This window comes from Paenibacillus sp. EB106-06-01-XG199, from assembly GCF_058791575.1.
This window is the reverse complement of record NZ_JBYTDQ010000017.1, coordinates 20,917-32,920: the sequence shown is the minus strand read 5'-3', so window position 1 is coordinate 32,920 and position 12,004 is coordinate 20,917. Positions and strand designations below refer to the sequence as shown.

12 protein-coding genes are annotated in these 12,004 nt (G+C 52.7%); all 12 read left to right on the top strand.

Annotation, left to right across the window (positions count from 1 at the left end; all coding sequences use genetic code 11):
- The first annotated feature begins 48 nt into the window (after positions 1-48).
- The 12 genes from spoVT (at position 49) to AC3WT9_RS32495 (ending at position 11,936) form a co-directional block, all read left to right on the top strand.
- Positions 49-591 (top strand): stage V sporulation protein T, encoded by a 543-nt coding sequence (gene spoVT, locus AC3WT9_RS32550; RefSeq protein WP_038584386.1) that lies wholly within the window; start codon positions 49-51, stop codon positions 589-591.
- Positions 592-813: 222 nt separating this feature from the next.
- Positions 814-2,493, top strand: a complete 1,680-nt coding sequence (locus AC3WT9_RS32545) for a putative polysaccharide biosynthesis protein (protein WP_445935376.1) — start codon at positions 814-816, stop codon at positions 2,491-2,493.
- 115 nt (positions 2,494-2,608) lie between these two features.
- Positions 2,609-4,108, top strand: a complete 1,500-nt coding sequence (gene yabN, locus AC3WT9_RS32540) for a bifunctional methyltransferase/pyrophosphohydrolase YabN (RefSeq protein ID WP_341376982.1) — start codon at positions 2,609-2,611, stop codon at positions 4,106-4,108.
- 298 nt (positions 4,109-4,406) lie between these two features.
- Positions 4,407-4,679: an HU family DNA-binding protein gene (locus AC3WT9_RS32535; protein ID WP_038584392.1), complete on the top strand. Its 273-nt coding sequence runs from the start codon at positions 4,407-4,409 to the stop codon at positions 4,677-4,679.
- The gene (locus tag AC3WT9_RS32530; protein ID WP_150275633.1) at positions 4,679-4,957 is read left to right on the top strand and encodes an RNA-binding S4 domain-containing protein; all 279 of its coding nucleotides are present in this window, start codon (positions 4,679-4,681) and stop codon (positions 4,955-4,957) included. The genes AC3WT9_RS32535 and AC3WT9_RS32530 overlap by 1 nt, the downstream gene beginning before the upstream one ends.
- A gap of 204 nt (positions 4,958-5,161) precedes the next feature.
- The gene (gene yabP / locus AC3WT9_RS32525; RefSeq protein WP_076113635.1) at positions 5,162-5,446 is read left to right on the top strand and encodes a sporulation protein YabP; all 285 of its coding nucleotides are present in this window, start codon (positions 5,162-5,164) and stop codon (positions 5,444-5,446) included.
- Positions 5,443-6,006, top strand: a complete 564-nt coding sequence (gene yabQ / locus AC3WT9_RS32520; RefSeq protein ID WP_341089033.1) for a spore cortex biosynthesis protein YabQ — start codon at positions 5,443-5,445, stop codon at positions 6,004-6,006. The genes yabP and yabQ overlap by 4 nt, the downstream gene beginning before the upstream one ends.
- A 22-nt stretch (positions 6,007-6,028) precedes the next feature.
- The gene (locus AC3WT9_RS32515) at positions 6,029-6,364 is read left to right on the top strand and encodes an FtsB family cell division protein (protein WP_341376983.1); all 336 of its coding nucleotides are present in this window, start codon (positions 6,029-6,031) and stop codon (positions 6,362-6,364) included.
- Positions 6,365-6,488: 124 nt separating this feature from the next.
- Positions 6,489-6,998, top strand: coding sequence for a S1 domain-containing RNA-binding protein (locus tag AC3WT9_RS32510; protein WP_341089036.1), 510 nt, complete (start codon positions 6,489-6,491; stop codon positions 6,996-6,998).
- Between the two features lie 341 nt (positions 6,999-7,339).
- On the top strand, positions 7,340-9,847 hold the full coding sequence (spoIIE, locus tag AC3WT9_RS32505) for a stage II sporulation protein E (RefSeq protein ID WP_341376984.1): 2,508 nt from the start codon (positions 7,340-7,342) through the stop codon (positions 9,845-9,847).
- A 414-nt stretch (positions 9,848-10,261) separates the two neighbouring features.
- Positions 10,262-11,008 carry a vWA domain-containing protein gene (locus AC3WT9_RS32500; RefSeq protein WP_341089039.1) on the top strand — a complete coding sequence of 249 codons (747 nt, stop codon included), beginning with the start codon at positions 10,262-10,264 and terminating at the stop codon, positions 11,006-11,008.
- On the top strand, positions 10,998-11,936 hold the full coding sequence (locus AC3WT9_RS32495; RefSeq protein ID WP_445744938.1) for a serine/threonine protein kinase: 939 nt from the start codon (positions 10,998-11,000) through the stop codon (positions 11,934-11,936). The genes AC3WT9_RS32500 and AC3WT9_RS32495 overlap by 11 nt, the downstream gene beginning before the upstream one ends.
- The last annotated feature ends 68 nt before the right edge of the window (positions 11,937-12,004 follow it).

Here is a 12,004-nt window from a genome sequence, read left to right as displayed (position 1 = left end):
GGACAGTAGTTGGACCATACTTCTTAAGAAAGCGGGGCAACATGTGAAATGAAAGCTACTGGAATTGTACGTCGTATTGATGACCTCGGTCGAGTTGTTATCCCTAAAGAAATCAGACGCACACTACGTATTCGTGAAGGGGATCCGTTGGAAATTTTCGTCGATCGCGACGGTGAAGTCATACTGAAGAAGTATTCCCCCATTGGTGAGCTGGGCGATTTCGCCAAGGAATATGCAGAGTCGCTTTATGAAGGCACCGGGCATATTACAATGATTACTGACAGGGACACTTTTATCGCCCTTGCCGGAGGCTCCAAAAAGGATTATCTCGAGAAACAGGTGGGTGTGCTTCTGGAGAAGGTAATGGACAGCCGCAAGACCGTGCTCGAAACGAATGCAGGCAGCTATGACATCGGTAAAGATCATGCAGAATTAATATCGAGCTATGTAGCTGCTCCCATCATCTCAGGCGGGGACCCCATCGGTTGTGTAGTGCTGCTGAACAAGGATGATTCGGTAAAAATGGCGCAAATGGAAATCAAAATGGCCGAAACGGCAGCCGCTTTTCTGGGCAAGCAGATGGAGCAGTAACAGCTTTGATACTATGGACCCCGCTTTCCTTTTGGTATGATACAAAGGGAGGGCGGGGTTTTGACATTCCATTTTGGAAAAGATAAGAAGATGCGGATTGCAGAAAAATGCGGCCGTCCGTGTAAATGCAACCAAAACCGTTTCTACTTACGCGCCTCCATGCGTTATAATATAGAAATTCATCCCATTATGGCAGTTATCGCTGTAGAAGCAGGTACTTTTATGAAATCTGGTACACAAGGCTCTAAATTACTGCAAGGCGCATTTATTCTCAGCGCAGCAGCCATTCTCTCCAAACTGATCGGTACGCTGCAGAAAATTCCGCTGCAAAATCTGGGGGGAGACGCCGTGTTCGGCATATACAACACGGTTAATCCCCTGTACACGATGCTTATAACGATAGCTATGCTGGGTCTGCCGTCTGCAATCGCCAGATTCGTGGCCGAGTCCTCGGCCGACAGAGATGAAAGCGAAGGCCGGAGGGTTCTGCTGCTGTCAGCGGCCATTACAGTCATCAGCGGCCTTGTGATCGGGGCCCTTGCCTATCTTGGGGCTCCGGTTATCGCCGGGTGGGTCGGCAACTCCCATGTCATTCCCGCGCTGCGCTGCAGCGCATTAGGGCTTGCTGTTGTTCCGCTTATGGCCGCATTGCGCGGTTATTTTCAGGGACTGCATAATATGGTCCCTACCGCGGTGTCGCAGGTTGTCGAGCAGTCGGTGCGGGTAGCTGTTATGATCGCACTGCTGCTGTATCTGACCGGGAAGGGAGCAGATGCGGCCACCATCGCGGCGGGTGCGCTGATTGGCTCGGCTGGCGGCGGAGCGGCCGGTCTGATTGTCATGCTGCTGTATTGGCAGAATTACCGCCGCCGTGTGAGCGTAGCGCAGCAGTCGGCTGAGCTGGCGATATCAGCTGCCGCTGAAACCGCCTGGACCCGGAGTTCTGCTGCGGACAATATCCGGGAGCAGACAGGAGCCAAGGCCCGCAAGCTGCTGGGCTATGGTATTCCAGTCATGCTCGGAACGCTGGCTATACCGCTTATCGGGCTGGTCGATGTATTTACCGTCCCCCGTTTGCTGTCGTCAACTGTCAGTGAAGCGGCGGCGATGGCGCAGTTCGGCATCTACAATCGCGGCCTGCCGCTTGTTCAGATGGTAACGATGCTGGCCACTTCGTTATCAGTGGTCTTCATCCCGGCACTCGCGGAGGCGAAGCACCGCGGAGATCTAGGGCTGATCCAGACCCGCTGCAGCCTGTCGCTGCGCTGGTTCTGGCTGCTGGGCCTGGCCGCTTCGGTTGGCCTGGCCGTCCTTGCAGAGCCGGTCAATGTGGCTCTGTACGGTGATGCTGTCGGCAGCGGCACGATGACCTGGCTGGCCTTTACCGCCGCTGGCGGTACGGTCAGCATCATCTCCTCCGCGCTGCTGCAGGGCCTGGGCGCCGTGCGCGCGCCGGCGATACATCTCTTGGCCGCCGCGGTGCTCAAGGCGGCCCTTAACCTGCTGCTGATTCCGCAGCAGGGCATTACCGGCGCAGCCATCGCCAGCGTGGCCGCACATCTCTTCGCAGCAGCGCTGAATGTGCTGCTGCTGTACCGTATGGGCCATCTGCGGCTGCGCTTCGCAGATGCCCTGGTGAAGCCCGCGCTGCTGCTCGCGGGCCTTGGCCTGGGCGCCGCAGCCGTAAGCCTCGGCGTTGGCAGTGCGGCCGCAGCCATCGGCTTCGGCGGCGGGCGTACCGCAGCCCTGGCGCAGAGCCTGCTCGGCGTGCTGGCAGGCTGCGCCGTCTTCGCGGCCGGCGCTGTTGCCCTGCGGCTGCTCAGCGAAAGCGAGCTGCGCCAGCTTCCGGGCTTTGGCCCGCGGCTTGCGGACAAGCTGAAGAAGCTGCGCCTGTTCCCTTAAGGCGCAGCTAGGGGTTCCAACCGTTATCTCTTAAGCATGAGATTACTATATTGCAGTACATACAAAGCTGCCTTAGCCTCAGCGGCAAGGCAGTGCAGAAGGAGTGGAGACAGGTATGAGCGCAACATTAACCGTGGTTGGCCTCGGTTCCGGCAATCCCGACCGGCTGACCCTGGGCATTATCAAGAAGCTGCAATCCGCATCCGCCGTTTATGTCCGGACCGCAGAGCATCCGGTGATGGCAGCTTTAACAGAGCTTGAAATAGCTTCCCAGTCCTTTGACGGGCTGTATGAATCGCTGTCCTCGTTTCCTGAGGTGTATGAAGCCATTACGGCGAAATTAATCGAGGAAGCGCGTTCCGCACCGCAGGGTACGGAAATTGTCTATGCCGTCCCGGGGCATCCCATGGTTGCAGAATCGGCGGTATCCCTGCTGCGGGAGCGCTGCCCGGGCGCGGGAGTAGAACTGCACATTCTCGGCGGGGAAAGCTTTCTCGATGAGGCATTCGTACGGCTTGGCTTCGACCCGATTGAAGGGTTTCAGCTTCTGGATGCTTCCGGTATCCGCAGTTCCCAGCTTCAGCCGGAGCTGCATACGCTGATCGGCCAGGTCTACGACAGCTTCACGGCTTCCGAAACCAAGCTCTGTCTGATGGATTGTTATCCGCCGGAGTATGAGGTAATCGTAGGACATGCTCTTGGAGTGGATAAGGAAGAACGTATTCTCCGGGTACCGCTGTATGAGCTGGACCGCCTGGAAGGGTACGGCAATCTCTCGCTGATTTATGTTCCGGCCAACCGCGCTGAAAGTGCACGAAAACGCACATTCGCCCGCTTACATGAAATTGTCGATACGTTGCGCAGTCCGGAAGGGTGTCCATGGGACCGGGAGCAGACGCATGAATCACTGCGCAAAAATCTGATTGAGGAAACCTATGAGGTTCTGGAAACGATTGATGAGGATGATCCGGACCATATGAAGGAAGAGCTGGGCGACCTGCTGCTGCAGATCCTGCTTCATTCCCAGATGGAGGAGGAGCAGGGCACCTTTAATGTCTATGATGTCATTGAAGGATTGAATGACAAGCTGATCTTCCGCCATCCGCATGTCTTCGGCGATAAGAATGCTGCAGATGCCGAGGAAGCGCTCCAGAACTGGGAGGGCATGAAGGCCGAGGAAAAACGGCTTAAAGGCGTAACACCGGAAGCAGAATCCGCGCTGAGTGGTGTTCCCCGTGATTTGCCTGCGCTGATGAAGGCCTACAAACTGCAGAAAAAGGCCTCAAAAGTAGGATTCGATTGGGACAACGTTGGCAATGTGCTGGCTAAAATCCGCGAAGAGGTTGATGAGCTTCAGGAGGCTATCGAATCCGGCGCACCGGCGGAGGAGCAAATGCTGGAGCTGGGGGATTTGCTGTTCGCCGCGACCAATGCTGCACGCTTCATCGGTGCGGACCCGGAAGAGGCGTTAACCCGTACCAACCGCAAGTTTGTATCTAGATTCCAATATATTGAGCAGCAGCTGCTAAGCCGGAACACCCGTCTATTGGACAGCAGTCTAGAAGAGATGGAAGCGTTGTGGCAGGAGGCAAAGGTCAAGGAGCAAAAAAATTGATTCTGAGCATCTCTAATATAGGCGTCGCTTTCCCAGCCTTTTGCAGTATAGGGGCTGCAGGAAGAGGCAATGATGTGAATGGGGCTTAACTCTCTGGTTTGGAATGCGGTGAGAGGTTTATAATGTAATAGTGCCTGAGCCTGGACTGCTCTCTTAATTTTAAAAAAATAGAGTGTTTGCGGCAGGAATTTCGGGCGGCATCCAGAATATCTTAAAGACGAAATGACGATTCGCGGCATATCCTAGCAGCTTATCGCGTTTCATTTATTTTTTTGTATCCTAGGAGGAACTTCAAATTATGAACAAGACAGATTTGGTAAACAACATTTCCGAAAAAAGCGGATTGGCAAAGAAAGATGTAGAAACCGTATTGAACGGCGTGCTGGGTGAAATTACAGATGCACTGTCCAAAGGCGATAAGGTCCAATTGATCGGCTTCGGTACTTTCGAAACCCGCAAACGTTCCGGCCGCACCGGCCGCAACCCGCAATCGGGCACACCTATTGAAATTCCTGAATCCACTGTACCGGCCTTCAAGGCTGGCAACAAGCTTAAAGAAGCCGTCAACTAATGCGCCTGGACAAATTCCTGAAGGTATCCCGTTTGATTAAGCGCCGCACTGTGGCCAAGGATGTGTCCGAACAGGGCCGGGTGCTGATTAATGGGAAGGAATCGAAACCGAGCAGTACGGTAAAGATCGGCGACGAGATTACAGTGCAATTCGGTCAAAAGCTAGTAACGGTCAAAGTGGAGAAACTGGTGGAAACGACCCGCAAGGATGAGGCCGCCGGCATGTATACGCTGCTCCGAGAAGAGCCTGTTGCCAAAAGCAACGGTCTCGACTGGTAAAAGCGCTGTAAGGATAAGCAGATCACAAGCAAGAGGGTGTTCCTGTAGCCAGAAGTGGCCGGAATACCCTCTTTGTTTTTAATAATAATAGAACTCTGTTGGCTTCGTGCAGGAGTTCTATCGGTCTTTTGAAATTCTAAAAGCCTCTGTTCTATAACCTCTTCTTCCACCATAGATTAGAAACAAGAAGGAGGGGTACATGCTATGATCGAGCCAGTCAAAGTCAATAAACAGCACGATCTGCACATGCGCAGTCGCAAGCAATTGGAGCTAACAGGCGTGCAGAATGTGGAGAGCTTCGACAGCGAGGAGTTTCTGCTACGCACGGAACTTGGCCATCTCACCATTCGCGGAAATCATTTACATATCAAGAATCTAAGTCTGGAGAATGGGCTTTTGTCTCTGGAGGGCAACGTCCATTCCCTGATTTACCTTGATCCCGGAGCACAGAGTAAAAACAAAGGCATCCTCGGCAAACTGTTTAAATGAATCCCGCGATTCAGTGGATCACCCTGCTTTACATGATGCTGGCCGGCACAGCCATGGGACTGGCCTATGACAGCTACCGGGTGCTGTCGCTGAAATTAAGCTTTCCCAAATGGCTGAATGCGCTGCTGGATCTGCTGTATTGGATGTGGGCGGCACTCCTCGTCTTCCGGATGCTTTATGCCGGGAATCAGGGACAATTGAGGTTTTATGTCTTTCTTGGCCTCTTTCTAGGCGTATGGATTTATTTTTTACTCTTCAGTGTTACGGTGCGGCATTTTGTGGTAATGTTAATTCAGTCGATTCAGTATACGTGCAGGCTGCTATGGAGAGCTGTAGAAATCGTAATAGGCATGCCGCTTCGCTGGCTTTGGCGCCTCCTGAGGGGGACGCTGCTGCTCTTGTGCCGGATCCTGTTATTTATCCTGAAGCTGCTGCTGCGTCTAACGAAGCCAATTTGGGTACTTCCAGTAAGATGGATCTCTCCGTCTTTGTCCCGGCTCTATCACAGTGCCTGGATGGTGAGATTGTCTGAGTGGTTGACTGCATGGTGGAAACGCTGAGATTGAACTGGGGGTAGGCTGCATGAACAGATTTTCTGCAGAAGAGAAGAGTAGCAATAACAAAGGCTTGGCTGCAGGCGCGAAGAGAAGAAGATTCATATGGGCGGTCATGGTTACAGTTTTTTTGGGCTGGGCCGGTTATATTTTCTTTGCCCAGAGTGCGGCAATTGCGGACAAGAGTGAACAGCTGGCCAAGAAGCAGGCGAGCAGCGAGGGAGTTACGGCTTCTCTCAATCAACTGAAATACGAAGTGTCACGACTTAACGATGACGAGTATATCGGCCAATTGGCGCGTAAATGGTACAATATGTATCCGTTAGGGGAACAGCCTATTCGTCCCGAACAATCAGGACAATAAAGCAGGCCAAAAGAGGCTTTCGCTGTGTTGCCTTGCTTTGCTCTTTACTGTATAATCAAATCACCGCAGACTGGATGGACTTTATATTCGTCTGTATATTTTTAAGGGAGGATCATTTTATTCTATGGCAATTGAAGTGGGCACCAAGTTAGAAGGCAAGGTGACAGGCATCACGCATTTCGGAGCATTTGTGGATCTGTCAGGAGGTGTCACAGGTCTCGTTCACATTTCGGAAATCGCCGATAACTACGTCAAGGATGTTAACGATCATTTAAAGATTGGTGATGTAGTAACTGTCAAGGTGATCAACGTTGACAAGGACGGCAAGATCGGGCTTTCCATCAAGCAGGCTGTAGATAAGCCGGCATCGGAAGTACGTCCCCCTAGAGCTCCAAGACCAGAACGTCCAAGCGGTGGAGACCGTTTCGGCGGCGGTGGCGGCAGTGGTGGAGGCGGCGGCGGTGGTGGTGGTTTCAATCGTGAACGGGGAGGGCGTCCATTCAAGCCTGCAGCCGGTAAACCTTCATTCGAGGATAAAATGTCACGCTTCCTGAAAGACAGCGAAGAACGGATATCTTCGATCAAGAAGAACACAGAAGGAAAGCGCGGAGGCCGTGGAGCCAAACGCGTATAATCTACTTGCACATCATAAATAACCGCAGGGGCTTTCGCCCTTGCGGTTTTTTTGTCGTTGCCCGGCAAATTGCCGACAGCATCTATCTCATTCTCACATAACACCAGAGCAATCGCTGACGAAAATCTGCCGCTGGCCTCTGCACAGTCTTGCGGCAATCCGATGGTCGAGTCTATCAATCCAATGCCCCGCATGGGATCGAGAGGCTTCGCGGGTGCTTTGTCGGGACAGGCTTTTTTGTCGGAAATTTTTTACAGTTTGCTCTCTGTTTCTGACAAACTTTCTTAAGACCCCCGCTATATAATGAGAACCATAAATTCTTAAACGGGTGGTGCAGAGGAATGGATAAAAGCAATGTGGTCAATTTGCCGGAGTGGACAAAAGCGGGAAGCAAAGACAAGGAGCAGAAGGAAGCCTGGGGCATGCGTCTAAAGAGCTGGGGTAGGAATCAACCGCTGCTTCAGTTTTTAACAGTGAAGAAATGGATGTTCCTGTTGAGCTTAATGGGCTTTATGCTGGGACGGGCAATGATTTTGGACGAGCTGTCACCCTTTGCTGTAGCTTACTTTGCTGTCATTGTGTTTATGCGTAAAGACTCCATACTTCCGGTGGCTGCAGCCACGATCCTCGGCAGTCTGTTCACCCCGTTCCCCGGAGCTGTAGTGATTGCCGCAGAGCTAATTATCTTCTACCTGCTGTACAAAGGTTTTGAGAGCTTCCAGCGGATTGATCTGTCCTATGCGCCGCTGATGGTATTTGTATCCTCATTTATGGTCGGACTGTTCCGGATTATTATGGGTCCCTCGATTGCCTGGTACCCGCTGATGATGTCGACACTTGATGCGCTGCTTGGCTTTGTGCTTACACTGGTATTTTTGCAGGCGCTTCCTTTGTTTACTTACAAGCAAAGGAGCCGGGCGCTGCGGAATGATGAAGTTCTCTGCTTGATTATTCTGCTGGCTTCCGTCATGACCGGCCTTGTGGGCTGGACCATAAACGGCTTGTCGCTGGAACATATTCTGTCACGCTTTCTTATTCTATTGTTTGCTCTCGCCGGTGGAGCTCCGCTCGGTGCTGCCGTCGGGGTAGTCACCGGCCTGATCCTCAGCCTGGCTGATATCGGAGCCATTTATCAGATGAGTCTCCTGGCTTTCTCCGGAATGCTGGCCGGGATGATGCAGTCCGGGCGCAAAGGGGCAGTCTCGATCGGGATGCTGCTGGGCTCAACTATACTTTCGGTCTACTTCTTGGGCCCGGGTGATGTGATGGCTTCAACTTGGGAGACTTGCGCTGCCGTGCTGTTGTTTCTTCTAACACCAAAGGGGATTATTTCTGCCATCGCCAAATATGTGCCGGGCACACCGGATCACAGCCGGTCACAGCATGAATATGCCCGAAGAGTGAGAGATATTACAGCAGACCGGGTAACCCAGTTCTCGCAGGTATTCCAGCAGCTGTCGAGCAGCTTCGGGCAGATTCCCCGGGCTGGGGAAGCCGGTAAAAGTGAACGTGAAATGGAAGACTTCATGAGTACCGTAACTGAGGGTGCCTGCGCCGGCTGTATCCGGCGTTCGCATTGCTGGGACACGAAGTTTTATCAGACGTACAGGTATATGACAGATATGATGACGACCGTAGAAGAATGCCCGGACATCACCGCAGCCCAGCTTCCGCCCGAGTGGAGCCGGATTTGCGGCAAGACAGGGGAGGTGCTGGAAGTGATGAAGGGCCAGTATGAGCTATACCAGCATGATATGCGCTGGAAAAGACAAATATACGACAGCCGCCAATTTGTTGCCGAGCAGCTTTCGGGTGTATCTCAGGTGATGGAGGATCTGGCGAAGGAGATCAAACGTGAAGGCCAGGCAATGTACCGGCAGGAGGCCCAGATCCGTGAGGCGCTGGAGAAACTGGGGTTGTCCATTCATTCGATTGAGATTTTAAGCCTTGATCCCGGCCGGGTAGAAATAGAAGTGGTTCATGCTTATACCCGCGGCTTTGATGAGTGCCGCAAGATGGTTGCGCCGCTGTTATCCGATATTCTGGAGGAGAATATTGCAGTCGTAAGTGAAACCGCAGTGCATCCCCGCGAGGGACTGTCGATGGTCACCTTTGGATCTGCCAAAGCTTATGAGGTGAATACTGGAGTTGCGGGGGCAGCCAAGGGAGGCGATATGTTCTCCGGCGACAGCTTCAGCACCGTAGAGCTTGGAAATGGCACATTTGCTGTTTCCATCAGCGACGGGATGGGTAACGGAGAGCGTGCCCGGATGGAGAGCAGTGCCGCGTTATCTATGCTGGAAAAGCTGCTGCAGTCCGGTATGGACGAGAAGCTGGCGGTAAAGTCCGTAAATTCCATTCTGCTGCTGCGTTCTCCGGATGAGTTCTATGCGACGGTGGATATGGCGCTGATCGACCAGTATTCGGCGCATACTACTTTTATGAAAATCGCGTCTGCGCCTTCCTTTATCCGCAGGGGGAGCGAAGTTATCCCGATTACTTCGAGCAATCTTCCGATCGGAATCATAAAAGACATTGAGGTGGATCTGATCAGCATGCAGCTGCGTCCGGGTGATATTCTCATTATGATGACCGATGGTATTTATGATGCGCCCGGATATGCCGTTAATAAAGAAATATGGATGAAGCGGTTAATCCAGGAGCTGGAGGGAGATGATCCTCAGGATATGGCCGACAGCCTGCTGGAAAAGGTTATCCGTTATCAAGGCAATGAAATCCATGATGACATGACCATTATCGTCAGCCGGGTCGATCATTATCATCCGGAATGGTCCAGCCTGCATATGCCTGGCATCGGCCGGATGGAGCGGCCGCGCACGGTCAGCTAGTAAGGTAATCTATCATCTAACTCACGTTATTCTTTCGTGAGCTATATATGGAAGCAATGGAGTATCCTAATTCGGCGGGGCCTCATCTACTCCGCCGCCCTTTGCGCAGCCCCGTTTCAAAAGCCGCTGGCTCAGCGGCGTTCTTTTTCAGATTTCAAACATAACGTGAATCTATGGGACGGAGAGGAATTTTGGAGCTGGAGAAGCGTCAGCGTTCGCCTTTGTCCCCGGATTTGCACCATGTGGCCAATTCAATAAATCCGGGGACAACAGCGATCGGAAGCCCAAAAGTTCCTCGCAGTTCCCCGAGTTCACTATTGTTTTTATCTGAATATCTCCGCTAAGCGGCGTTTGAAATCTCTCAACCTTGGATATGCTAGAAACAGATAACAAGGCAAAGGGGAGTGAACGGTCATGAAGCAAATTCTGCTCATTACGGACGGATGTTCCAATGTGGGGGAGAGTCCGGTGATGGCTGCGGCGCATGCCCGGCAGGAGGGAATCACCGTTAACGTGGTTGGCGTGGTCGATTACGGAACCATTGGCGAGCTGGGAAGCCGGGAGATTTCCGATATTGCCAAAGCAGGGGGCGGACTGAGCCGGATTGTCGGAACGCCGCAGCTGGCGCAGACCATCCAGATGATGACCCGCAAAACTGTGGTTCAGACCATTCAGCAGGCGGTTAATAAAGAGGTAAAAAAAATACTCGGCGAAGGCTCGCTGGAAGAGCTGCCGCCGTTGAAACGTTCGCAGGTCGTTACCGTCGTAGATGAGCTGACAGAAACTTCGCCGCTGCGCATCGCACTGCTGATTGACGCAAGCGCAAGTATGAAGCCTAAACTGGGAGCCGTAGAGGATGCTATCCGTGATTTGGCCCTCAGCCTGGAAGCGCGGGAAGGAAGCAGTGAGATTTCCGTGTTCCATTTTCCCGGGCGCTCGAGCAGTGAGGAGGCCATGCTGGATATGGACTGGACGAGTAATGTGTCGCAGGTCCGCTCGCTGTTCTCCAAGCTGAAAATGAGGGGAGCCACGCCTACAGGTCCGGCTATTTTCAAGGTGCTCGAATATTACCGTTGTGATACACTGGATGAACACCGTGACCGCCTTCCGGGCAGGGATCACGATGAAAGAGAAGGGATGATTGGTGGGTATGTCGTCTAATCCGCCCTACCCTGCCGGTACCGTTATTAGCGGCAAATGGCGGGGGAACCGTTATGTCATTGAACGGATGCTGGGAAGAGGGGCCAATGGAACCGTATATCTCGTGCAAAGAGAAGGCAGACGGGAGCGGTATGCGCTCAAGATCGGAAACGATACGCTTGAGCTGCAGTCGGAAATCAACGTGCTGACCTCGCTGCAATCCTGCCGGAAGCGAAGTGAGTTTCGCGCCCGCCGTGAATCTACGCTGTCCTCTTACCTGCTGGAGTCGGATGATTTCAAAGATGGAGAGCATACCCCTTTTTATGTGATGCGCTACGTTGAAGGTAAACAGCTGCACCATTTTTTGGCTAAAAACGGGATCTCCTGGCTGGGTCTGGTTGGACTGAAGCTGTTAGAGAAGCTGCAGACGCTGCATGAATGCGGTTTTGTGTTTGGTGATCTCAAGCCCGAGAATGTAATGGTATCACATTACGGCGAAGCCGAACTGATCGACTATGGCGGCGCAAGTCCCATGGGACGCAGTGTGAAGCAATTTACCGAATGGCATGACCGGGGATTCTGGAATGCAGGCAGCCGTACCGGCGACGAGAATTATGATCTGTTTGCTTTTGCCGTTCTCTGCCTTCGTTTGCTTAATGAAGACGGGCTGAAAGCCGCTGCCCAGCAGCTGCCGCAGACAAGAAGCGTCGATGAACTGATTAAGCTGGCCAAAAGTTTGCCTGACAGGAAGCTCTCCTCTTGGCTGTGTCTTGCACTAAAAGGCGGATTTCCCGGTTCGGCGCAGGCTGCTGAGATCTGGAAGGTTCATATATACGGAACGCGCAAACAGCCGAAGGATGCCATGGCGACCCCGCGCTGGCTAAAAAGTGCGTTTGGGTTATCGTTATTTGTGCTGGCTTTTACGATTTATTGGGTATTGCGTTTTTGATCTCATACATATACCGGAATGCTGGCCATGCCGGTCAAAGATTGTGTAAATGATAGGGCAAGAAAGGG

What these genes read in the sequence shown, in the direction of transcription:
- AC3WT9_RS32500 (WP_341089039.1), top strand. Translation starts at nt 10,262, where the DNA reads ATGAAGCAAATTCTGCTCATTACGGACGGATGTTCCAATGTGGGGGAG.
- spoIIE (WP_341376984.1), top strand. Translation starts at nt 7,340, where the DNA reads ATGGATAAAAGCAATGTGGTCAATTTGCCGGAGTGGACAAAAGCGGGA.
- yabP (WP_076113635.1), top strand. Translation starts at nt 5,162, where the DNA reads ATGATCGAGCCAGTCAAAGTCAATAAACAGCACGATCTGCACATGCGC.
- spoVT (WP_038584386.1), top strand. Translation starts at nt 49, where the DNA reads ATGAAAGCTACTGGAATTGTACGTCGTATTGATGACCTCGGTCGAGTT.
- AC3WT9_RS32535 (WP_038584392.1), top strand. Translation starts at nt 4,407, where the DNA reads ATGAACAAGACAGATTTGGTAAACAACATTTCCGAAAAAAGCGGATTG.
- yabQ (WP_341089033.1), top strand. Translation starts at nt 5,443, where the DNA reads ATGAATCCCGCGATTCAGTGGATCACCCTGCTTTACATGATGCTGGCC.
- AC3WT9_RS32515 (WP_341376983.1), top strand. Translation starts at nt 6,029, where the DNA reads ATGAACAGATTTTCTGCAGAAGAGAAGAGTAGCAATAACAAAGGCTTG.
- AC3WT9_RS32510 (WP_341089036.1), top strand. Translation starts at nt 6,489, where the DNA reads ATGGCAATTGAAGTGGGCACCAAGTTAGAAGGCAAGGTGACAGGCATC.
- yabN (WP_341376982.1), top strand. Translation starts at nt 2,609, where the DNA reads ATGAGCGCAACATTAACCGTGGTTGGCCTCGGTTCCGGCAATCCCGAC.
- AC3WT9_RS32495 (WP_445744938.1), top strand. Translation starts at nt 10,998, where the DNA reads ATGTCGTCTAATCCGCCCTACCCTGCCGGTACCGTTATTAGCGGCAAA.
- AC3WT9_RS32530 (WP_150275633.1), top strand. Translation starts at nt 4,679, where the DNA reads ATGCGCCTGGACAAATTCCTGAAGGTATCCCGTTTGATTAAGCGCCGC.
- AC3WT9_RS32545 (WP_445935376.1), top strand. Translation starts at nt 814, where the DNA reads ATGAAATCTGGTACACAAGGCTCTAAATTACTGCAAGGCGCATTTATT.